The 21,942-nt window shown below is 60.7% G+C and carries 18 protein-coding genes; 3 read left to right on the top strand and 15 right to left on the bottom strand.

Going from position 1 to position 21,942, the window contains the following annotated elements:
- Positions 1-4: 4 nt before the first annotated feature.
- The gene (locus CHH27_RS26695; protein ID WP_094075037.1) at positions 5-853 is read right to left on the bottom strand and encodes a sterol desaturase family protein; all 849 of its coding nucleotides are present in this window, start codon (positions 851-853) and stop codon (positions 5-7) included.
- A gap of 116 nt (positions 854-969) precedes the next feature.
- Between CHH27_RS26695 and CHH27_RS26690 the strand changes: the two genes are divergently transcribed.
- Positions 970-1,614 (top strand): alpha/beta family hydrolase, encoded by a 645-nt coding sequence (locus CHH27_RS26690; protein ID WP_094074296.1) that lies wholly within the window; start codon positions 970-972, stop codon positions 1,612-1,614.
- Positions 1,615-1,629: 15 nt separating this feature from the next.
- Here the strand turns inward: CHH27_RS26690 and CHH27_RS26685 are convergent, their stop codons facing one another.
- The 5 genes from CHH27_RS26685 to CHH27_RS26665 all read right to left on the bottom strand — a co-directional run bounded on the left by CHH27_RS26685 (position 1,630) and on the right by CHH27_RS26665 (position 9,740).
- Positions 1,630-5,031 carry an efflux RND transporter permease subunit gene (locus CHH27_RS26685; RefSeq protein WP_094074295.1) on the bottom strand — a complete coding sequence of 1,134 codons (3,402 nt, stop codon included), beginning with the start codon at positions 5,029-5,031 and terminating at the stop codon, positions 1,630-1,632.
- Positions 5,032-5,042: 11 nt separating this feature from the next.
- Positions 5,043-6,413 (bottom strand): efflux RND transporter periplasmic adaptor subunit, encoded by a 1,371-nt coding sequence (locus CHH27_RS26680; protein WP_094074294.1) that lies wholly within the window; start codon positions 6,411-6,413, stop codon positions 5,043-5,045.
- Between the two features lie 214 nt (positions 6,414-6,627).
- A complete protein-coding gene (locus tag CHH27_RS26675; RefSeq protein ID WP_094074293.1) occupies positions 6,628-7,602 on the bottom strand; it encodes an Hsp33 family molecular chaperone in 975 nt (324 codons plus the stop codon).
- Between the two features lie 12 nt (positions 7,603-7,614).
- A complete protein-coding gene (gene argF, locus CHH27_RS26670) occupies positions 7,615-8,544 on the bottom strand; it encodes an ornithine carbamoyltransferase (RefSeq protein WP_094074292.1) in 930 nt (309 codons plus the stop codon).
- Positions 8,541-9,740, bottom strand: a complete 1,200-nt coding sequence (locus CHH27_RS26665) for an aspartate aminotransferase family protein (RefSeq protein ID WP_094074291.1) — start codon at positions 9,738-9,740, stop codon at positions 8,541-8,543. Before CHH27_RS26665 ends, argF begins: the two co-directional genes overlap by 4 nt.
- 428 nt (positions 9,741-10,168) lie before the next feature.
- On the opposite strand from CHH27_RS26665, the gene CHH27_RS26660 reads away from it, so the two are divergent.
- Positions 10,169-10,699: a GcrA family cell cycle regulator gene (locus CHH27_RS26660; RefSeq protein WP_094074290.1), complete on the top strand. Its 531-nt coding sequence runs from the start codon at positions 10,169-10,171 to the stop codon at positions 10,697-10,699.
- 445 nt (positions 10,700-11,144) lie between these two features.
- Here the strand turns inward: CHH27_RS26660 and phoB are convergent, their stop codons facing one another.
- The 9 genes from phoB to CHH27_RS26615 form a co-directional block, all read right to left on the bottom strand.
- Positions 11,145-11,843 carry a phosphate regulon transcriptional regulator PhoB gene (phoB, locus tag CHH27_RS26655; RefSeq protein ID WP_094074289.1) on the bottom strand — a complete coding sequence of 233 codons (699 nt, stop codon included), beginning with the start codon at positions 11,841-11,843 and terminating at the stop codon, positions 11,145-11,147.
- An 80-nt stretch (positions 11,844-11,923) separates the two neighbouring features.
- Positions 11,924-12,619, bottom strand: coding sequence for a phosphate signaling complex protein PhoU (phoU, locus tag CHH27_RS26650; RefSeq protein WP_094074288.1), 696 nt, complete (start codon positions 12,617-12,619; stop codon positions 11,924-11,926).
- Between the two features lie 30 nt (positions 12,620-12,649).
- Positions 12,650-13,438, bottom strand: a complete 789-nt coding sequence (gene pstB / locus CHH27_RS26645; protein WP_247646349.1) for a phosphate ABC transporter ATP-binding protein PstB — start codon at positions 13,436-13,438, stop codon at positions 12,650-12,652.
- Between the two features lie 20 nt (positions 13,439-13,458).
- Entirely contained in the window at positions 13,459-14,808 is a 1,350-nt protein-coding gene (gene pstA, locus CHH27_RS26640; protein ID WP_094074286.1) for a phosphate ABC transporter permease PstA, read from the bottom strand.
- Positions 14,808-16,280 carry a phosphate ABC transporter permease subunit PstC gene (pstC, locus tag CHH27_RS26635; protein ID WP_094074285.1) on the bottom strand — a complete coding sequence of 491 codons (1,473 nt, stop codon included), beginning with the start codon at positions 16,278-16,280 and terminating at the stop codon, positions 14,808-14,810. The genes pstA and pstC overlap by 1 nt, the downstream gene beginning before the upstream one ends.
- 80 nt (positions 16,281-16,360) lie before the next feature.
- On the bottom strand, positions 16,361-17,398 hold the full coding sequence (locus CHH27_RS26630; RefSeq protein ID WP_094074284.1) for a substrate-binding domain-containing protein: 1,038 nt from the start codon (positions 17,396-17,398) through the stop codon (positions 16,361-16,363).
- A 316-nt stretch (positions 17,399-17,714) separates the two neighbouring features.
- The gene (locus CHH27_RS26625; RefSeq protein WP_208988395.1) at positions 17,715-18,713 is read right to left on the bottom strand and encodes a substrate-binding domain-containing protein; all 999 of its coding nucleotides are present in this window, start codon (positions 18,711-18,713) and stop codon (positions 17,715-17,717) included.
- Positions 18,714-18,851: 138 nt separating this feature from the next.
- Positions 18,852-20,189 (bottom strand): ATP-binding protein, encoded by a 1,338-nt coding sequence (locus tag CHH27_RS26620; protein ID WP_094074283.1) that lies wholly within the window; start codon positions 20,187-20,189, stop codon positions 18,852-18,854.
- A 188-nt stretch (positions 20,190-20,377) separates the two neighbouring features.
- A complete protein-coding gene (locus CHH27_RS26615) occupies positions 20,378-20,857 on the bottom strand; it encodes an SRPBCC family protein (RefSeq protein ID WP_094074282.1) in 480 nt (159 codons plus the stop codon).
- A 145-nt stretch (positions 20,858-21,002) separates the two neighbouring features.
- Here CHH27_RS26615 and CHH27_RS26610 point away from each other — a divergent pair, with 145 nt between their 5' ends.
- Complete coding sequence (locus tag CHH27_RS26610; protein WP_094074281.1) at positions 21,003-21,902, top strand: MBL fold metallo-hydrolase; 900 nt, start codon at positions 21,003-21,005, stop codon at positions 21,900-21,902.
- Positions 21,903-21,942: the final 40 nt, after the last annotated feature.

Genomic DNA, 21,942 nt, shown 5'->3' with positions numbered 1-21,942 from the left:
GGGCTCAGCTGTCTGTTGATGCGCCGCGTTCATCATCCCCTTGCCGTTTCTGTTCGTTGCTATTCACGAACGGGATCATCAGGCTGAAGGGGAAAGAATGGGCTCTGGGTGTCAGGGACGGGCCGAGGCCGATCTCCATTCCGTCATGGCCTTTTTCCGGGTCATGTGTGTAGGTCCCGAAGAGGCGGTCCCAGACGGAGAGATAGAAGCCGTAATTGCTGTCGGTCTCCCGCTGGATCACCGAATGGTGGATCCGGTGCATGTCCGGCGTGACGATCAGCCAGCGCAGCATCCGGTCGGTACGCTCCGGAATGCGGATGTTGGCATGGCCGAAGACCGCCGAGCCGTTCAGGACGATCTCGAAGATCAAGACCGCTTCCCACGGCCCGCCAAGCGCGACGATCACCGCGCCCTTCCAGACAAAGGACAGCAGGATCTCGATCGGGTGGAAGCGCAGGGCCGTTGTCGCATCGACCTCGCTGTCGGCGTGGTGGACCCGGTGCAAGCGCCAGAAAAGCGGCACCTTGTGGGAGACCAGGTGCTGGAACCAGACGGCCAGGTCAAGCAGCAGGAAAGTCATCAGGCCGGCCAGTCCGCCGGACCAGCCGAAAAGACCGAAGAGGCCCCAGCCCTGTTCCTGCGCCAGAAGGGCAAGACCGACACCGCCGATCGGAAAGATCAGTCGCACCAGCGTGGCATCCAGAACGATCAGTCCCCAGTTGGTAGGCCAGCGCTTCAGACGGCCGCTTTTGAGCCCCCGGCGCGGCAACCACACTTCCAGGAGGGCCATGACCAGAAAGATGCCGCCAAAACAGGCCATGCGCAGCTGGTTTATATCGATCTGGTCAAACATTCCCGAAATCCGGTCGTCCTTGTCGAAGCCGCTTGCCATTCAGATGGCGCTTCTTTACGGCAGATGAAACCATATCCTTCTATACAGTTCCTGCCTCTGCGACAGATCACATCACCATGACCGCCTTTTTATGGACCCGTCCCGACACCGACCCGGCTGCAACCCTGCTGCTGGCCCATGGCGCTGGAGCGCAGATGGATTCCACCTTCATGGAAAAGCTGGCCGCCGCGCTTTCAGCCGAAGGGATTGCTGTCGCGCGCTTTGAATTTGCTTATATGGCGGGCCGGCGAACAGGCGGCCCCAAAAAACCGCCGCCGCGCGCCGACAAGCTGATCGGCGAGTTTCAGACCGCCCTGCAGGCCCTGATGGGTGAGAGCGACGGCCTCCTGCTGGTCGGCGGCAAATCCATGGGCGGCCGTGTGGCGGCAATGCTGGCCGGCGGCGGCTCCCTGCCCGGCCGCGTCAAGGGTGTTGCCTGTTTCGGCTATCCGTTTCATCCGACCGGAAAGCCGGATGCGGACTGGCGCCTGGCGCCGCTGGAAGAGGCCAAACGGCCGGTGCAAATCCTGCAAGGGGATCGCGATCCGTTCGGCTCACGCGCCGAGATCGAGGCCATCACAGTGCCGGATCATGTGGCCCTGACCTATCTGGAAGACGGCAATCACGATTTCGGCCCGCGCGGCAAGTCGCCGGCAACGCTCGACGGCAACATCAGGCAAGCGGCAAAGGCAACGGCTGCCTTTGCCAAGCGCCTCGGCTGATCCTTCGGCCGCTGTCTATTCGGCAGGCGTCAGATCCCGGCCGGCGGACCGCAGAGCCTCGGGTGGCGGCCGGCGCCGCAGCCTGACCAGACTGCCGAGGTCATCGCCGATCTTGATCAGGGCCGGCACCAGCACCAGAACGAGGGCCGTCGCCGTGCCGAGGCCGAAGACGATGGTGATTGCCATCGGCAACAGGAACTGGGCCTGCAGACTGGTTTCGAACATCAGCGGCAAGAGACCGCCAATTGTCGTCAGCGAAGTCAGCAGCACGGCGCGCAGTCGGTCACAGCTGGATCCGACGGCGGCGGAGTTCAGATCCTCGCCTGTCTTGCGGCGTTCCTCGAACCGGGCGACCAGGATGATCGAGTTGTTGACCAGGATACCGGCCAGACCCAGCAGTCCGATCATGCTGAGGATGGTCAGGTTGAAGCCCATCACCCAGTGACCGACGATCGCCCCGACAATGCCGAAGGGGATGATCGACATGACCACGATGGGCCGCGAATAGCTGGAAAAGATCGCCGCCAGGATGATGTAGATGCCGACAACGGCCAGCATGACCCCGGTCAGGAGATCGGAAAACGCATTGGACTGCTCTTCCGCCCGGCCGGCAAAGGAATAGTCCAGGCCATAGCGGTCGGCGAGGCTCGGCAGGAAGTCCTTGCTGAGTTCGGCGATGATCTCCGTGTTGGACGTGACCGTGCTGTCGACGTCGGCCACCACGGAGACAATCGTCCGGCCGTCACGCCTCAGAATGACGGAAAAACCCTGATCATCCGTCAGCCGGACCACTTCGGTCAGAGGAATGAAGTCCCCCGCCGGGGTCTTGAGCGACAGTTGCCGGAGCGCTGCGGTGCCGTCCTGGTCGAAGACCTGCTTGACGCGGACCGCAACTTCTTCGTCACCTTCGGCAAAGCGCCGGGCAATGTTGCCTTCAAAGGCGTTGCGGATCTGACGGGCGGCGCTTTCCACCGTGAAGCCGAGCGCGTGGCCGCGCGGGGTCAGCTCGACCACTAGTTCCGGCTTGCCATAGGGCAGATCGTCCTCGACACCGCTGGTGCCCGGGAAGCCGGATAGCTCCTGCTGCAGTTCCTGGGCGGCGGCTTTCAGATCGTTCAAGGGCGCACCGGTGAGACGCACATCCAGGTCGCGCCCGGGAGGTCCGCCCCGCCGCTCGGCAATGGCGATCCGCGACGTACCGGGAATTTCCGGCAAGGCGGCCCGCCAGGCCCGGACGATGTCGGGCGTGCGGATCGTTCGGTCTTCGGAGCGGCTGAGCTGCACGGTTATGTTGGCAACATTGTCGCCGCGATTGTTGCCGGCCTTGCCGAGCGTTGCATAGGTGGCAACCACCAGCTCCTGATCGGTGCCCTCCGTGAGTTGGGCTTCTGCCCGGGTCAGGGCGTCCTCGATCCGGAAGATGCCGGCAATGGCCTCGTCTTCGGGAATGCCGGCATGGAAGAAGATCGAGGCTGTTAGGTTTTCCGCTTCCGGCGACGGGAAGAAGGTGAAGCCGACCCGGCCACCGCGCACTAGGCCAACGGCCAGGATCATGGCGGCAACCGCAACGGCAAGGGTGACATAGCGCCAGTTGACGGCCGCGGTCACGAAGGCTCGGAAGGGGAAGTCACGCACCCAGCCAAACCCTGCATCGAAGCCCCGGCGGAACCAGCCCGGACGCTCATAGGCACCGCGACGTTTTTTCGATCGGCGCAGCGCCATCAGCAGCGTCTCGAAGCCGACGGCCAGCAGGAAGCAGGACAGGATGATCACCAGCTCGAACGGCACGAGACCTACCGTATCCCGGAAAGCCCGCAGCGGGTCGTCGATCAGGTCGAAATAGGGCGGCACGGACATGTCCGGCTGGGACACCAGCGCCGTCACGAATATCGCCGGGATCGCGGCCAGGATGACGACACGCCACCAGCTCCAGCCCGGGCGGTTCTCCATCGCATGCGAGAGGTGTCCGGGCAGGACCAGGAAACATTCGATCAGCGAGGCAATCACGACGGCAACGACAACCACGGGAAGCGTTCCCATGATCTGGCCAAGCACGTCGCTCACCAGCAGGATCGGCAAAAACGCGGCGATGGTGGTGAGGCTGGCGGCAAAGATCGGCGCCAGCATCGTGGTGGCGCCATTGACCGCCGCATCGCCCGGACTGTCGCCGAGGCTACGCCGGGTCGCCGTATGTTCGCCGACGACAATGGCGTCATCAACAATCACGCCCAGCATCATGATCAGCGCGAACAGCGAGATCATGTTGATGCTTTCGCCCATCAGCCACATGATCCCGACCGTTGCCATCATGGCGACCGGAATGCCGGCGGCCACCCAGAAGGCGATCCGGGCATTCAGGAACAGGAACAGGATGCCGACAACCAGCACCAGACCAGACAGGCCGTTCTCAAGCAGCAGGGTGATGCGGCCCTCAACGGCATCGGCCCGCACGTCATATTTCAGGATCTCAAGGCTTTGCGGCAGCTGTGGGGTCATTTCCGCCAGATAGTCGTCGACGATCTTGGCGGCCTTGATCGTGTCGGTCTTTTCCGTGCGCAGGATCTGCAGTTCCACCGCCCGCTCACCGCCGGAAAAGCCCTGGTTCTCGCTGGAATCAAAGTCGCGGACGACCGTACCGATGTCTTTCACCAGCGTCTTTTCGCCCGAAGCAAAGGCCTTGACCTCCACACGCCCGACCGCATCGGGCGATCGTTCCTCCGAAAGCGCCCGGATCTGCCGCTCCACAGCCCCGTCGAGATTGCCCGCCGGCAGATCGATCGTGTTGCCGGCGATCTGACTGGAAACGTCGGCAATGGTCAGGTCGAGACGGCGCAGTTCGCGCTCCGGGATCTCGACCAGATATTCCGGAGACCGGTAGCCATAGAGTTCGACCTTGTCGATGCCGCGCGCCAAGAGGTCGTCGCGCATCTGACGCGCGAACACCTTCAGCGCTTGTTCGGTGAAGGGACCGCGCAGGGCCAGCGTCGCGACGCCATCGGTGAAGGTCGAAGCGGCGACGACCGGTGTTTCGGAATCCACCGGCAGCGTGGTGACACCGGCAACGGCCTGTTCCACATCGGACAGCGCCTGCTGCATGTTGGTGCCTTCGATGAACTCCATCTGAACAGAGGCACTGCCTTCGCGGCCATAGGAGACGATTTCGTCGAGCCCGTCGATGAAACGCAGTTCCGGTTCGATCACTTCCAGAATGTTGGAGGCGACATCTTCCGCGCTGGCGCCGGGCCAGGAAATCGAAACCGCGATCCGGTCGGTCTTGATGGTCGGGAAGAACTGGGTGTTGAGCTTGGCAAAACCATAGACGCCAAAGAGCACCATGACGGCCATGATCAGGTTGGCCGCATTGGCGTGGCGAACCAGCAGTTCGAGAAAGCCGCGGGATTTGTTACCGATATCCATGGAACGCCCCGTTACTCGGCCTTGGCCGCGCTGGTGGCGATATCCCTGACCAGGAGGCCTTCACCGGCTTCCGGAATGCGGGTGGTCAACAGGGTCTCCCCGTCCTCCAAAGCGCCCGTGACGAGAATGAAACCGTCATCGATGGCGAGCGACGTCACGTCGCGCGGCTCCAACCGGCTGTCGGTGACGACATAGACGGTGCCGCCGCCGTAATAGGCCGTTTCCGGAACCCGGAAGCTTTGTGGATAGACCCGGTCGGACAGCGCCACCTCGACAAAAGCCCCGGGGCGCAAGGGAATATCGACGCCGGACGTATCGATCTGGGCGATCAGGTCAACACCGCCCCGGTTGCTGGCGACATCTGCGCCGATCCGGGTCACCGTTGCCGGATAGGTGACGGGTTCATTGCCCAGATACCAGGTCACGTCGACCGGACGGCCAACCACGGTGCCGGTCTCTGCCAGGAGACGGCCATACTGGTTGTCGGAGAGCGTGAAACGGACCTCGAAGGCATCGCTGTCATAAAGCGAGACGATGGCGTCATTGACGCTGACCAGCCGGCCAAGTTCGGCGGCTTCAGACCGCACGATGGCATCAAACGGCGCGGTCAGGATGGTGTTTTCAAGCTGCCGCTGCGCGTTCTGCAGGCGCCATTCCAGGCGCTTGATGGCTGCGGTCTGCTGATCGACCCTGGCCGCTTCCAGAGCGAGGCTGTTCTGGGATTGCTCAAGAGACTGCTGGCGCTGCGAGACGATCAGCTTGCGGTCATCCAGCGTCCGTTCGGTGACGGCGCCCTTGCCAAGCAGATCCTCGGCCCGCTGCAGATCCCGCTGGGCAAATTCCAGCTGCTCTCGGGCACGCACCACATTGGCCTTTTCCAGTTCGACCCGGCCCTCGCTTTCGACAAGGGCCGCGCGGGCTTCTGCCAGATTGGCTTCCGCCTCGGTCACCGCGCCCTCGTAGTCGAACCGGTCGATGGCCACCAGGACGTCCCCCTGTTTGACCGCACCTCCGGCCTTCAGGTCCGGATGGACCTCAATGACCTCGCCGGCAACCAGGGCCCGAAGTTCGACCTCCCGGCCCGCCATGGTTTCCCCGAAGACATTGATCTGAGGCGCATGGTCGGCGCGCGCAACGGCGATCGTTTCAACCGCGTAGCTCTTTTCCTGGATAGGACGCTTGGGCACGTCGGGCTTTGACGCCACCAGCGCATTCATGCCCTTGACGGCCCCGAACAGGATGGCAAAGGCGAGCAACACCTGCAGCATCGCCTTGAAGACAAGCAGCACCCGTCCGCTTCTCCGGGTTTCCTCAGACTGCGGTGGCGGCAGGACTTCGGAAACGGGCTGTTGGCCGGACTCTTTCTGTAAGGACTGCAACATCTCTGCTCACAAGGCGTTTCGGGCTGTGCCTGGAGCCTGCCCCTTGAACCCTGGACATGCTCCTGCGTACGAAGAATAGATTTACTTCGCGCTGCAAAATTCAAGCCCGGCTTACCTTTCAAGGTGGTTTAAGGCACGCCGAAAAATGTAACAGGATGTTTCCGGCGGCGACAATTGCGACCGCCGGTTACTTTTTTGAGGCCGAAATGACGGATCAGCGATCGAACTCGTAGCGGCTGCTGCAGAATTCGCAGGTAACGACAATCTTGCCGTCCACCGTCATATGCTCGACTTCCTCTGCGCTGAAGCCGGCCAGAACACCTTCGATCTTCTCGCGAGAACAGCTGCACTTGTCGGCCAGCGGCTGTGGTTCGAACAGGCGCACGCCCCGCTCATGGAAGAGGCGGAACAGAAGCATCTCGACGCTGACTTCAGGGTCGGTCAGCTCGATATCCTTCACCGTTTCAACCAGCACCTTGGCTTCTACCCAGGCATCGTCTTCCTCGACTTCGTGAGGCACGGCACCTTCCGGAGCGTCGCCCGGATCGAGATCAGCCTGCTTGGCACGTTCCGGCGCTTCGGGCAGGAACTGAACCAGAATGCCGCCGGCCGTCCAGGATTTGACCGGCCCTTCGCCTTCCTTGCGGGTAAACAGTTCCCCGACGCTCAACCGCACTTCGGTCGGGATCTGTTCGGAGCGCTCGAAATAGCGCCGTGCGACTTCTTCCAGTGAAATGCCGTCCAGTTCCACCAGGCCCTGGTAGCGCTGCATGTGGCGCCCCTGGTCGATGGTCATCGCCAGGTGCCCGCGACCCAGGAGGGTTTCCTGGGTTGCCTTGCCGCCCGCCATCAGTTCTTCGACCAGCTCGCGGTCGAACGTGGCGCAGGCCCGGATCGCATCCGGGGTCGAAAAATCGACAACCAGCATGGAGACCGGACCATCGGTCTGGGTCTGCAGGGTGAACCGGCCATCGAATTTGAGCGATGTGCCCAGAAGGCTGGTCAGGACAATGGCCTCGGCCAGAAGCCTGGAGACCGGCTCGGGGTAATCATGCCGGCTGATAATGTTTTCAAGAACGGGTCCGAGCGCGACCGCCCGGCCGCGCACATCAAGGGCTTCAACGGCGAAAGGCCGGACTGCATCCAGTCCGGCCGGCGTGATGCCCAGGTCATCTAGATTGAGTGCCACGATGGCTTTGCCTTAAGCTGCGCCGAAACACCAGGCCAGAATGCCCTTCTGGGCATGGAGCCGGTTTTCGGCTTCGTCAAACACAACGGAATTGGGACCGTCCATGACCTCCGAGGTGACTTCCTCACCCCGGTGGGCCGGCAGACAGTGCATGAACAGGGCATCTCCGTTCGCTTCCGCCATCAGCCGTTCATTGACCTGATAGGCGCTCAGGAGGTTGTGACGCGTTTCCGTGTCATCGTCCCCCATGGACACCCAGCAGTCGGTGACGACACAGTCGGTCCCCTTGACGGCCTCATATGGGTCTGTTGTGACCTGAATGGAACCACCCTTGGCGCGGGCAGCGTCGATCAGGTCCTGCGGCGGCGCCAGTTCACCCGGCGTTGCAATGCGCAATTCGAAGTCGAACCGCGGCGCCGCGTGGATCCAGGACGCCAGAACATTGTTGCTGTCGCCGGTCCAGGCAACGCTCTTGCCGGCAATCGATCCGCGATGCTCCTCGAAGGTCAGAAGATCGGCCATGATCTGGCACGGATGCGACAGCTTGGTCAGACCGTTGATCACCGGCACGGTTGCCGCCTCGGCCAGTTCCCTCAGATCATTGTGATCAAGGATGCGGATCATGATGGCATCGACAAAGCGGGACAGCACCCGCGCCGTATCGGCGATGGTCTCCCCTCGGCCGAGCTGCATCTCTGCGCCCGTCAGCATCAGGGTTTCGCCGCCGAGCTCGCGCATGCCGACATCGAAAGAGATGCGGGTTCGGGTCGAAGGCTGCTCGAAGATCATGGCCAGCACCTTGCCGGCCAGCGGGCCGACGCCGCGATGAACGCCGTTGCGTTCCGCCTTGATCTTGCGGCTGGTCGCCAGAATGGCGCGCAGGTCGTCGCCTTCAAAATCGGTCAGGTCCAGAAAATTCCGGTAGGATCCGTTCGCGGTCATTCGGCCGCTCCTTCCACCAATTTGGCTTCCACCGCTTCGGCTGCCTGTTCCAGGCGCTCCACGGCCAGCGCTATTTCATCTTCGGTCATGGTCAGCGGCGGCATGATGCGCACCACATTGTCGCCGGCCGGCACGGCCAGAAGACCAGCCTCGCGGGCCGCCCCGACAAAGTCGCCTGCCGGAACCACGCATTTGAGGCCAAGCATCAGGCCGTTGCCACGCACCTGGTCCAGCACGTTCGGATGGCCGTCGACGAGACCTGCCAGCTTCTGCTTGAAGCTGAGACCCTTTTTCTGGACGTCCGCCAGGAACCCGTCTTCCAGAACGACATCCAGAACCGCATTGCCGACGGCCATGGCCAGCGGATTGCCACCAAAGGTCGTGCCGTGGGTTCCCGGTGCCAGCGCCGCGGCCGTTTCAGCGGTCGCAAGACAGGCGCCCATCGGGAAGCCACCACCGATACCCTTTGCGATCGCCATCAGGTCCGGCTCGACATCCGTCCATTGATGCGCAAACAGCTTGCCCGTGCGGCCGACACCGGTCTGGATCTCGTCGAAGATCAGCAACAGGTCATTGTCGTCGCACAGCTTGCGCACCGCGCGCAGGAAATCGGTCGGGATTTCGCGAATGCCACCCTCACCCTGGATCGGCTCAAGACAGATCGCAGCCGTTTGCGGGCCGATGGCCGCCTTCAGGGCTTCCAGGTCGTTGGCGGGCACCTGGTCGAAACCGGGCGCCTTGGGGCCGAACCCTTCCAGGTATTTCGCCTGACCACCGGCAGCAATCGTTGCAATGGTCCGGCCGTGAAAGGCCCCCTCGAAGGTGATGATGTGAAAGCGTTCAGGCTGGCCCTTGTCATACTGGTAACGACGCGCGCATTTGATCGCCGCTTCCATGGCCTCGGCGCCCGAGTTCACGAACAGGGCCTTTTCGGCAAATGTCGCCTCGCACAGACGCTGCGCCAGCCGTTCCCCTTCCGGGATCTGGTGCAGGTTGGAAATGTGCCAGAGCTTGGCGGCCTGGTCCTGGAGGGCTTGCACCAGATGCGGATGGCTGTGGCCGAGAGAATTGACCGCGATGCCGGAACCGCAATCGAGGAATCGTCGGCCGTCTTTCGTGACAAGCCAGACACCTTCCCCATGATCGAAAGACAGGTTCGATCTTGCGTAATTTCCGAATAGTGCAGTCGCGGACATAACCTCTTTTATCTCCTCAAGAACGCCCAAATGGCCCCAACGTCACCTTGACGCGGGACCGGCACCTTGTCAGATGCGTTCGGGCCAAAACGCAACGTGCCGCCCGATGAGGCGGCACGCAGCGGAAGTCTTATACACCGCCCCCACCATGGACTGTCAATGGAAATGCCGCTCCAGGGTCGCCGAGGACAGATTTCGTAAAAGTCTCAAGGGCATCGCTTATTTGGGGAAAAGTCCCTTCATCCCCAACTGGTTTGGGTCAAACGGTTGCCTGATAAATTAACGTTATTGTAACCTCTGGGACATCGAACACGAGATCTCGTGCGGCAAATCACTTAGAGGCACTAGATATGCCATACTTAGGCATGCACGCGCATGCTTAACACGGGGTTAATGGCCGCAAGGCGGTCAAATAAAAGGGTGCGGCAATGAGTTGGACAAACGAACGGGTCGAGCTTCTCAAGAAGCTTTGGAGCGAAGGCTTGAGTGCAAGTCAGATCGCTGGCGAACTGGGTGGTGTGACCCGAAACGCCGTGATCGGCAAAGTGCATCGCCTTGGCCTGTCCGGTCGCGCGAAATCCTCTTCCTCCAGCGCCAAGCCGCGCCGGCCGCGGACGGCCGCTCCCAGCAGCGCTGCTCCCAAGAAGCCAACGCAGCAACCACAGAGCATTGGTGCGACGGCCCTGAAAGCCGATATCACGCCGGCTCCGGTTGTCGAAGCCAAGCCGGAAATCGAACCGATCGCCGATGTGGTGCCGATCTCCCAGCGGGCAACGATCCTGACGCTTACCGAGCGGACCTGCAAATGGCCGATCGGCGATCCGGCGACCGACGACTTCTATTTCTGCGGCCGCCAGTCCGAAGCCGGTGTCCCCTATTGCACCTACCACTGCAAGATCGCTTACCAGCCGGTCGCCGACCGTCGGCGTGACCGCAAGGTGGTCGCCAAGGCCGGATAACGGCAGCACCTCAAAGGGCTGCCCTTGTTGAAAGCCCGCCAATCGGCGGGCTTTTTCTTTTTGCGGTTTTTGGCGGCAGGAAGCTGCCGTTTCCGCCATCGTCGTGCCACGGCCAGTCCATGGCGTCCATGCCAGTGCCTTTGGCGAACGTATGGCCCTGCGCAACCGGACCGTCACGGCGTGGCTTGCCGGATCAGGTCCGGCAATGACGGAGCTGAGGCTGGGGTCCCTGTCATGGCCTTCCTTACCTCACTTCAGCCACGCAACGCGTCTGCCGGGATCCTGAAAGCCCAGCGTTCGCCCCTGACCAAATTTGAGAGAAACCGAAAGCTCGCCGGTCCTGGATTTCCGCTTCGCTGCATCCGGAATGACGATGAACTAGGAATATCAAATACAAAAGCCCGCCAAGGGCGGGCTTTTAGATGTCTTGCTCCACGGTCAGCGCTCAGGCGCTGGCCGAGAACTGGTCATTGAAGGCGTAACCGGCACCGCGCACAGTGCGGATCGGGTCCTTGGCCTTGCCCCGGTTGAGCGCCTTGCGGAGCCGGCCGACATGAACGTCCACGGTGCGTTCGTCCACGTAGACATCATGGCCCCAGACACCGTCGAGCAACTGCTCGCGCGAGAAAACGCGGCCGGGCGACGTCATCAGGAATTCCAGAAGGCGGAATTCGGTCGGACCAAGATGGATTTCCTTGGTGTTGCGACGAACCCGGTGCGTTTCCCGGTCGAGCTCGATGTCGCCGGACCGCAGCATGGTCGACACCACTTCCGGGCTAGCCCTGCGCAGGATGGCGCGCACGCGTGCCATCAGTTCCGGAACGGAAAAAGGCTTTACCACATAGTCGTCGGCGCCGGTCGACAGGCCCCGGATGCGCTCAGCCTCTTCGCCGCGGGCTGTCAGCATGATGACAGGCAGACGCTCGGTATCTTCTCGCGCGCGCAGACGGCGGCAGAGTTCAATACCGGACAGGCCCGGCAGCATCCAGTCGAGCAGAAGCAGGTCGGGCAGGCTTTCCCGCAGGCGGATTTCGGCCTCGTCCCCACGGACACACGATTCAACCGCATATCCTTCGGCTTCCAGATTGTATCTCAACAGAAGGCTGAGGGGTTCTTCGTCTTCGACGATGAGCACCTTCGGCATGCATTCGCTCCAATTTCAGCAACCGGCGCAGGGTGAAGGTTGTTGCGCCGGTCGGACCGCTACCGCGACAGGTGTCGAAACTAGGCCGCGCCCGTCTCGTCCACCTTGGCGCGTTCTTCCGGCAGACGATCGCCGGTCACCATGTAGTAGACGTTTTCCGCGATGTTGGTCGCGTGGTCACCGATACGCTCGATGTTCTTGGCGCAGAACAGCAGATGGACGCACTGGGTGATGACCCGCGGGTCTTCCATCATGTAGGTCAGCAACTCGCGGAACAGCGAGGTATAGATCGCATCCACTTCAGCATCGGCTTCCTGGACCTTGCGCGCCGTTTCCGCGTCCTTGCGGGTATAGGCGTCCAGAACCTGCTTCAGCTGAGACAGCGCCAGTTCGGTCATGTGTTCCACACCGATGGCGAGTTTCTTGGACTGCAGATCACTGTCGATGGCGATCACGCGCTTGGCCACGTTTTTGGCCAGATCGCCGACACGTTCCAAGTCGTTGGCAATACGGGTTGCAGCCGTGACTTCCCGCAGATCCTGCCCCATGGGCTGACGGCGCGCGATGATCTCTATCAGCTTGATCTCGACTTCCTGATGCAACGCGTCCAGGCGCACATCGTTCGCGATCGTGGTCTTGGCCAGATCCAGGTCCTGCGAAACCAGAGCATGGACCGCGTCGGCGAAGGCTTTTTCTGCCAGACCGCCCATTTCGGCGATCTTGCCGGCCATAGCCGTCAGTTCCTCGTCATAAGCCGAGACTGTATGTTCAGACATCCTGTGTCCCCTTCAGAATTCGAAAAGCGCTTAGCCGAAGCGGCCAGTGATGTAGTCCTGCGTACGCTTGTCCTTCGGGTTTGTGAAGATGTCCTCGGTCGGACCTTCCTCAACCAGAATGCCAAGGTGGAAGAACGCGGTGCGCTGAGACACACGAGCAGCCTGCTGCATGGAGTGCGTCACGATCACGATCGTGAAGTTTTCGCGCAGTTCGTCGATGAGCTCTTCAACCTTGGCCGTTGCGATCGGGTCCAGTGCAGAGCAAGGCTCATCCATCAGGATGACTTCCGGGCTGACGGCGATGGCACGCGCGATGCACAGGCGCTGCTGCTGCCCACCGGACATGCCGGTGCCCGGCTCGTCGAGACGGTTCTTCACTTCTTCCCAGAGGCCGGCCTTCTGCAGGCTCGAGGCGACGATGTCGTCAAGCTCGGACTTGTTCTTGGCAAGGCCGTGAATGCGTGGACCGTAGGCAATGTTGTCGTAGATCGACTTCGGGAACGGGTTCGGCTTCTGGAACACCATGCCGACCTTGGCTCTCAGCTGCACCGGATCGACCTTGGGATCGTAGATGTCCTCGCCGTCGATCTTGATCGAACCTTCCACGCGGCAGATGTCGATCGTGTCATTCATGCGGTTGATGGTCCGCAGGAACGTCGACTTGCCACAGCCGGACGGACCGATGAAGGCGGTCACAGAGCGCGGCTGGATTTCAAGGTCCACGTCCTTGATGGCGTGCGTATCGCCATAATAGACCTGCACCTTGCTTGCGGAAATCTTGCTGTCGGTCATGTTGTTTGCCCGTTCAGTATTGAGCATCTGGTTCATCGGTTCGTCCCTTACCAGCGGCGTTCAAATCTGCGGCGCAGGAGAACCGCAAGAATGTTCATTGTGAGGAGGAAAATCAAAAGAACGATGATCCCGCCCCATGCTTTTTCATAGAAGGCAAAGTCGGCACGCGCTGCCCAGGTGTAGATCTGGGCCGGCATCGCCGAGTTGGGCTCGATAAACCCGTCAACGAACCCATCCGGATAGCCACGGGCGACGAAGCCGACCATACCGATCAGGAGCAAGGGTGCCGTTTCGCCGAGGGCCTGTGCCAAACCGATGATCGTGCCGGTCAGGATGCCCGGCATGGCCAGCGGCAGCACGTGATGGAAGATCGCCTGCATCTTGGAGGCTCCGACACCGAGCGCCGCATCGCGAATGCTCGGCGGTACGGCCTTGAGCGACGCACGGGTGGAGATGATGATGGTCGGCAGCGTCATCAGGGTCAGCACGAGACCACCGACGAGCGGAGCCGATTGCGGCAGGTGCATGAACTGGATGAAGACGGCCAGGCCAAGAATACCGAACACGATGGAGGGAACAGCCGCCAGGTTGGAGATGTTCACTTCGATGAGGTCGGTAAACTTGTTCTGCGGCGCGAATTCCTCAAGGTAGATGGATGCGGCCACACCGATCGGCAGCGACAGGAACAGCACCACCAGCATCATGAAGAAGGACCCGATAACGGCTGCGCCGATGCCGGCCCCGCCCGGGTTGTCCACGCCGGAGTCGGCGCCCGTGATGAAGTTCCAGTTGAACACCGTCTTGATCACGGAGGCTTCCACCAGCGTGTCGACCAGGTCCAGATCCGCTTTCATCAGGAAGCGGCTGTCGGTCATGTTGTCCCGTGTCACACGGCCATTCATGTAGCCGTCCACCCTGGACGCCGCGGCCAGTTCGAACCGGACCGGCTGGCCCAGCTGATCCGGGTTGGCCTTGAAGAAGGACCGGATGGTCCCGCCCGGTTTGCCGACAATGCGTTCGATGGTTGCTGCATCGAACGGAACACTGACACCGCTCTCCTCCAGCTGTCCCTTCAGTGCCTCGATGAAGATCCCTTCATAGGCCTTGGTCTTGAAGAGCGTACCTTCGGCCTTGTCGAACTGTTCCTGCGTGAGGGTGAAGTCGACTTCAACAACGGTCTTGGTGAAGGCCGGGATGCCCTCCGAAATGATTGCGTAGGCCAGCACCACCAGGAAGAACAGGCCAATGCCGATGGCCGTAATACCGTAAGCCTTGAACCGTTTTTCCGCTGCGTTGCGCTTGCGGGTCAGGTCATCGAGCGCATACAGCGATTTCGGCTGTTTCGGCGCGCTGGCAGGGGTCTCGGACGTCGTGGGAGTAAGTGTCGTGTCGGTCATCAGTCATACTGCTCCCGGTACTTGCGCACGATGTAAAGCGCGACGATGTTCAGGCCCAGGGTGACAACGAAGAGTGTCATACCCAGCGCAAAGGCGACCAGGGCCACGGGAGATGCAAAATCCGCATCGCCGGTCAGCTGGCTGACGATCTTTGCCGTCACCGTGGTCATGGCTTCAAAGGGGTTGAGGCTCAGCCGGGCAGCTGCCCCGGCGCCGAGCACCACGATCATGGTCTCGCCGATGGCGCGCGAGGCGGCCAGAAGGATCGCACCGACAATGCCCGGCAGTGCCGCCGGCAGGATCACCTGTTTGACGGTCTCCGACTTGGTTGCACCAAGGCCATAGGAGCCATCACGCATCGCCTGCGGCACCGCGTTGATGATGTCGTCGGAGAGCGAGCTCACGAAGGGGATCAGCATGATGCCCATCACGAGGCCGGCGGTCATGACGGCCGTACCCGCCTTCATGATGCCGAGACCGCCATCACCGAAGACCGACAGAAGCAGCGGGCCGACCGTGAGAAGAGCGAAGAGACCGTAAACAATGGTCGGGATACCGGCCAGGATTTCCAGAAGCGGCTTGGCAATGGCGCGCACTTTGGGTCCGGCATATTCAGACAGGTAGACAGCTGCGAACAGTCCGATCGGCACGGCCACGGCCAGTGCGACGAGCGAGATGTAGAACGTGCCCCAGAGCAGCGGAATGATGCCCAGCTCGGACGAGCCGCCACGACCGGAGAAACTCGGCGACCAGGTCAGGCCGAAGAAGAAGTCGGAGGCGGGATAGAGCCGGAAGAATTCGGCGGTGTTGAAGACCAGCGACAGGACAATGCCGACGGTCGTCAGGATCGCGATTGAGGCTGCCGACAGCAAAATGACGCGAACACCTTTTTCAACGGTGTTGCGTGCCCGGAAATCGGCGTTGGTCTCGCGAATGGCCCACAAAGCGCCACCGATAGCGGCCAGGATGACCACGATCGACATGAAGAAATTGCCGGTCGCGACCTGCACGCGGTAGGCCTGCGCAGCCCGGAGGATCGGCTGCGTGATCTGCGAGGTAACGATCTGCCCCGCATCTTTGAGGCGCGTCGTAACATCATTGAAGTCGGCGCGGGCGTTGCGGGCGAAGTCTTCGTCCATCAGCCCCGAGGCAACCGCGTTGTCGAGGCCGCGCGCAGCGCGGCGAACTTCGGCCAGCACAAGACCGCGCGATGAGCCTTCAGCAATCGCGCTGTCCGGGATCATGCCGGAAATATTGCTGTTGATGAAAAACGGCTGCGCGAGCAGCCAGACAATCAGGATCAGAAAGGCCGGGACCGCAGCTTTCATTGCCACGTTCGACCCGTAGTAAGACGGAAGAGAATGCAGGTGTCGCATGTCTCCCCCAGCGCTGGCCAAGGCGCGCCCGCGCCCGACAACGTAGCCAACCACCGCAATGGCAAGCACGATCACAACGAGCCAGAACAAGGACATTGGGTCCCCCGAGTATTAATGTCCGGAAACAAAAAAGGGGGCGGCGGGAATTGCCGCCCCCGGATCGAGCCGGGGCTCGATTACTTCATGGTTTCTTCAGCTTCGACGGAAGCCTGGACAGCTGCCAGTTCCGGATCGGAAACCAGGCCGTACTGAGCCAGCGGGCCCTGCGGGCCAGCGATTTCGTCAGCGATGAAGAACTGAGCGTACTCTTTCAGGCCCGGGATCACGCCGATGTGAGCCTTCTTGACGTAGAAGAACAGCGGACGGGAAACCGGATACTCGCCGGAAGCGATGGACTCGGTGGACGGAGCAACGTCGCTCATGGTTGCGACCTTCAGCTTGTCCTGGTTGTTCTCGTAGAATGCCAGGCCGAAGACGCCGATGCCGTTCGGGTTGCTGTCGATGCGAGCCAGGGTCTCGGTGTAGTCACCGTCGATGTCGGTGGACTTGCCGTCAGCACGCACGTCGATGCAAGCGTCTTCAGCGTCGTCTTCGGACATGCCAGCGTCCATCATGGCTTTCATGGCACCGGTGTGCTCACAGCCAACTGCCAGAACCTTCTCTTCGAAGACTTCACGGGTGCCGTGCTTGGTGCCCGGGATGAAGGCAGCAATTTCCACGTCCGGGAGGTTCGGGTTGAACTCGGACCATTTGGTGTACGGGTTGTCGACGATTTTGCCGTCAACCAGAACCTTGGCAGCCAGACCGTTGAAGATGTCGTCCGGAGTGAAAGCGGTGAAAGCCGGGCCGTCTTTCTGGGAAGCGAACACGATGCCGTCGTAACCGATGCGGACTTCGATGATGTCCTTGACGCCGTTTTCAGCGCAGGCCTTGATCTCTTTTTCACGGATCTTGCGGGAAGCATTGGCAACGTCGATGGTGTTTTCGCCAACACCTTCACAGAAGCGCTTCAGACCAGCAGAAGAACCGCCGGACTCAACAACCGGGGTCGGGAAGTCGGTGTTTTCACCGAAAGCTTCAGCAACGATGGAAGCATACGGCAGAACCGTGGAAGAACCGGCAACTTGGACCTGGTCGCGAGCCTGGGCTGCGCCAACGAATGCAGTGGAAGCAACGGCCAGAGCAGTTGCGCTAACGAGGGTCGTAAATTTCACTTGACCACTCCCTTTGAATGTCAAGGTTTCTAGAGGATCGCCTCGTGTCGATATGCACGAGCGATGCCGGGAACCTAGGCCCCGTGGATGAGAGTTCTATGACAGTTGTTTTTCAGTTTTGTGACAATTTAAGCATCTGAAAAATATGATAAAATTTCGCCTTCTTACGGTTTTGTGTCATCTTGAGGCGAAATATGTCTCTTGTCAGGGCGCCTTGTGAAGGTCCTTGCAGATATGCGCAATGATGACAGTGTTTTTTAAAAGACCACTCTGCCAATCACCACCGCGCGGCCGCATTTCTTATCCGGCTAAGCACTCAGAGTTGCAGCGCGCTTAGAGAAAGCGCCGCAGCGGCCTGCGTTTTGCGGGCTTCGGGCGCAAGTGGGATCAGTCCCTTGTCCGCAAGGTAGCCGTCGTCGCCCCAGGCAGTTTCATCGGTGAAAGCTGCAACATAGTCTTCGATCCCGGGAATCACCCCGACATGTTCCTTCTTGATGTAGAAGAAAAGCGGACGGGAAACAGGGTACTGGCCAGATGCAATCTTTTCGAAGGTCGGCTCGACACCGTTCACGCTTACGCTCTGGATCTTGTCCAGGTTTCCTTTCAGGAAGGAATAGCCAAAAATTCCGACCGTGACGGGGCTGGCCTGCAAGGCACCGACAATCAGCTCATCGTTTTCGCCCGCCTCGACAAAGCTGCCATCATGCCTGATCCGCGTGCATTGCTCATCGTCCAGGCCTCCGGTCATTTCGCAGCCTTCTTCCATGACGAGTTCCTCGAAGGCATCCCGCGTGCCGGAGGTCGGCGGCGGGCCGAGCACCTTGATCTTTTCCGCGGGCAACAGAGGGTCGATGTCCGACCAGGTCACATGGGGATTGTTCACGAGAACGTCTTGTCCTGGAAGTTTTTCGGCAAGCGCCTGGAAAATCTGCTCAAGCGTCAGGGATATCTTTTGCCCCGACCGGGAATTGGCGAGAACGATGCCGTCATAGCCGATCTCGACTTCGACCGGCGTCACACCGTTTGCCTTGCATGTCTCGAACTCTTCCGGCTTCATGCGGCGGGACGCGTTGGTGATATCCGGTGTGGCTGCGCCGGTTCCGCGGCAAAACAGGTCGAAGCCACCGCCTGTCCCGGTCGATTCGACAATCGGGTACTTCATACCCACTTCGCCGACCTTCTCGGCCACCGCCGTTGCAAAGGGATAAACCGTGGAGGATCCAACAATCAGAAGCCGGTCTCGCGCTTCCGCGACTGTCGAGGCCAGACAGACAAGGCCTCCCAGGACCGCCAGGGTGGTCAGTTTGTGCGACACAAGGTTTCTCCCAGAAAGGCATTTCGCAACACGGCGGAAATCAGTTTCGCCCTAATTGATCGGGCGGTTCGATGTGCAATAGCAGTTGCGGGCGTCAGCTTTACGACACCTGACACAAACACGTCAGACCGGCGTTCTTTATGAAATCGCTTCAGACTCTTCCGATGCCGGCAGTTTGATCTTGAACGTCGCCCCCTCGCCGGCTTCGCTGTCCACTTCCAGGCGCCCCCGATGCCGTGTGAGAATGTGCTTGACGATCGCGAGCCCCAGGCCGGTGCCTTTCATGGCACGGCTCGATTCAACATCGACGCGGTAGAAACGCTCCGTCAGGCGCGGCAGATGCTCCGGCGGGATGCCCTCGCCATAATCTCTGACAGACAATTGCCAGGTGTGTTCGTCCACATCGATCAGCTCGCTCAGCTCCACGTCGACGAACTGGCCGCGATGGCCGTATTTCAAGGCATTTTCGATCAGGTTCTCGGTCACCTGGATAAGTTCGTCGCGATCGCCCTTGATCCGTACAGGCCCATCCGGCAACTGAACTCGGATGCTCACGTCCATGTCAGCGGCGAGTGGTGAAAGTGCATCGGCGGTGTGTCGGATGATCTCTGCAAAATCGACCGTGCTCACCGGACGCACATGGGCCTTGAGCTCAATGCGCGACAGCGACAGGATATCGTCGATCAGCCGGCGCATCCGCCCGGCCTGGTCCAGCATGATGGACAGAAACCGGTCCTGAGCCTCCGGATCGTTCCGGGCAGGTCCCTGCAGGGTTTCAATGAAGCCTGTCAGCGATGCAAGCGGCGTGCGCAATTCGTGACTGGCGTTGGCGACAAAATCGGTGCGCATGCGTTCCAGCCGCCGGTTTTCGGTCAGATCCTGGATCGCCACCAGGATGAAATCCGGCAAACCTGCTCCCTGTTCCGGCGTGGTATTTCCGGGCATGTAGATCGGTGCGATGTGGGCTTCGTACCAGGTTTCCGTCGGCACCTTCTCGATCCAGCTGATCCGTTCTGAGTCTCCGGTCGAACAGACGCGGTCAAAAGCCTCCAGCAGGGACGGCGCCCTAAGGGAAAAGGACAGGGGATCACCAGGCTTGACACCTTCATAAGAGGCCTGGGCCTGACGGTTCACATAGCGCGTGATGCCGCGGCCATCTGCAACGAAGCAAGGTGTGGGCAGCGCATCCAGAGTCACCTTCATTCCGGTACCCGGCCACATTCGCCGGATTTCCCGCTGGGCATTCAGTTTCACCCGTCGGCTGGCAGCCCGGCGCGGAACAAAGCCGGCAACAGCGCACATGGCCACCAGAAAGGCAAAGGCCCCTGACGAGGGAACGTCATACAGGAGGACGGCGGCAAGCGCCGCGAAAAGGGCCGTGAGCAAAAGCCACCTGGCTTCCCCAAGGCGTGTCAGCGGCGAGGCTGCCGGCTGCGGTTCCGGGGCCTGCTCGATTGACGTCGGCGATTGTGTCATGGGTTCATGCGTAAACTATAACCAGCGGGATGCGCTTTCAGAGAAAAGCACTATTTCGACGCCTTAATAATTGCACAAGCCCGAAACAGCGAAAACAAAAGCGTTTTTGGACTTTCCACCTAGCATGGAAAGCATGTCAATCAAGCGACAGCGATGAGAAATTCCGGCGACAGCGGCAGGAAGGTGCTTCAGCGCATACCCCCTGAGCCGGCCGCGGCTTTGAGGTTCTGAAGGATAGTCGGCCAGCCCTCCGGCGCGCGCATCCGTTCCGTGTAGTCTGCCGCCGCTTCCCCATGACGCAAGAATTCCGTATGGACAACTTCAAGACGCGTTGATCGGCCTGCATCTCGGAAATTGACCATGACACGGCTTGCCGCAGCAGGATCCGCTTCTTCTTCACCCTCCAGGGTCACCTGCCAGGCAAGCCGGATGAATAGTGGTTCCTCGATGGACAGGACCGTGCCCCAGATTCGCCGCCGCCCGTTGCTGTCGATTTCGTAACAGACGCCGCCTGCAAAAGGCTCGATCCCGGCCTCCGTTTCTTCCTCGTCCACTTCCCTGAAAGGCGATGTCCACCAGAGGTCCAGCCGATCGACGAAAAGCGAGAACGCCTGATCTCTCGGAAGATCAAGCAAGCAATCGAAGCGGCATTCCGTTTCATACGACATGTTGGTTCGCCATGTTCAAAACGATTAAATTCACGGGCCACTGTTTCACATGTTGCCGGGGCTTGGCAAAGTTCTGCTTCCCTATCCGATTCAAACGTCAGATACATGACGCAACAGGACCGCGGTACAAGGTGATATCGGCCAAATGAAACATGATCGACAGTTCGACCCCTGTTACGGTTCTCCGGTCGAAATCCAGTCTGGAATACGCCGCCTGACAGCGCAGAATCCCGGTCCCTTCACCTTCCATGGCACCAATACCTATCTGCTTGGAACACGGCGTCTGGTGGCCGTCGACCCCGGCCCGGCGCTGCCGGACCATATAGAAACAATCCTGAAGGCTGCTGACGGCGCCGAGATCGAGGCGATTCTGGTCAGCCACACCCATGTCGACCATTCACCGGGAGCACGGCTGTTGCAGCAACAGACCGGTGCGCTGATCGTCGGCTGCGGGCCGCACCGCGCCGCCCGCGATCTCGCCGCCAATGAAATCAATCCGCTTGATGCCAGCGGCGACAAGGACCACCGGCCTGACCGGCAGCTGGACGCTGGCGACCTGTTCGCCGCATCGGAAATGTCGCTGGAGACCGTCGCCACACCCGGGCACACGGCAAACCATCTCTGTTTCGCTATTGCGGGAACCGACATGCTTCTTTCGGCTGATCACGTCATGGCCTGGTCAACCTCCATTGTCGCGCCGCCGGATGGCAACATGCGGGACTACATGGCCTCCATCGACACCTTGCTGAGCCGGTCGGAGGAAACCTATCTTCCCGGCCATGGCGGTTTGGTGGTCAAGGCGCGGTCCTATGTGGAAGATTTGAAGCGGCACCGGCTTCAAAGGGAAACCGCCATTCTTGATCAGCTCCGCGAAAACCGGAGAACGATCCCGCAAATCGTTGAGGCGCTTTATGCCGACATTGACCGCGCGCTCCATCCGGCCGCAGGCCTGTCGGTCTTCGCCCATCTGGAGGATCTTTGCAGCCGCGACCTCGTGACAGCCGAGCCGTCGCTCACGCTTGACGCAACCTATCGCCTGTCCTGACCGGTCAGCGCGACGGGGGCCACATCAGGCACGGCTTCAC

The sequence above is a fragment of the Labrenzia sp. VG12 genome (assembly GCF_002237595.1).
Classification (GTDB): Bacteria; Pseudomonadota; Alphaproteobacteria; order Rhizobiales; family Stappiaceae; genus Roseibium.
This window is presented reverse-complemented; position numbering and strand designations above follow the sequence as displayed.

Coding starts and splice junctions, on each gene's coding strand:
- CHH27_RS26695 (WP_094075037.1), bottom strand. CDS start 853: ATGTTTGACCAGATCGATATAAACCAGCTGCGCATGGCCTGTTTTGGC.
- CHH27_RS26660 (WP_094074290.1), top strand. CDS start 10,169: ATGAGTTGGACAAACGAACGGGTCGAGCTTCTCAAGAAGCTTTGGAGC.
- CHH27_RS26615 (WP_094074282.1), bottom strand. CDS start 20,857: ATGTCGTATGAAACGGAATGCCGCTTCGATTGCTTGCTTGATCTTCCG.
- phoB (WP_094074289.1), bottom strand. CDS start 11,843: ATGCCGAAGGTGCTCATCGTCGAAGACGAAGAACCCCTCAGCCTTCTG.
- CHH27_RS26620 (WP_094074283.1), bottom strand. CDS start 20,189: ATGACACAATCGCCGACGTCAATCGAGCAGGCCCCGGAACCGCAGCCG.
- phoU (WP_094074288.1), bottom strand. CDS start 12,619: ATGTCTGAACATACAGTCTCGGCTTATGACGAGGAACTGACGGCTATG.
- CHH27_RS26690 (WP_094074296.1), top strand. CDS start 970: ATGACCGCCTTTTTATGGACCCGTCCCGACACCGACCCGGCTGCAACC.
- argF (WP_094074292.1), bottom strand. CDS start 8,544: ATGACCGCGAACGGATCCTACCGGAATTTTCTGGACCTGACCGATTTT.
- CHH27_RS26685 (WP_094074295.1), bottom strand. CDS start 5,031: ATGGATATCGGTAACAAATCCCGCGGCTTTCTCGAACTGCTGGTTCGC.
- pstA (WP_094074286.1), bottom strand. CDS start 14,808: ATGACCGACACGACACTTACTCCCACGACGTCCGAGACCCCTGCCAGC.
- pstB (WP_247646349.1), bottom strand. CDS start 13,438: ATGCTCAATACTGAACGGGCAAACAACATGACCGACAGCAAGATTTCC.
- CHH27_RS26610 (WP_094074281.1), top strand. CDS start 21,003: ATGAAACATGATCGACAGTTCGACCCCTGTTACGGTTCTCCGGTCGAA.
- pstC (WP_094074285.1), bottom strand. CDS start 16,280: ATGTCCTTGTTCTGGCTCGTTGTGATCGTGCTTGCCATTGCGGTGGTT.
- CHH27_RS26665 (WP_094074291.1), bottom strand. CDS start 9,740: ATGTCCGCGACTGCACTATTCGGAAATTACGCAAGATCGAACCTGTCT.
- CHH27_RS26680 (WP_094074294.1), bottom strand. CDS start 6,413: ATGTTGCAGTCCTTACAGAAAGAGTCCGGCCAACAGCCCGTTTCCGAA.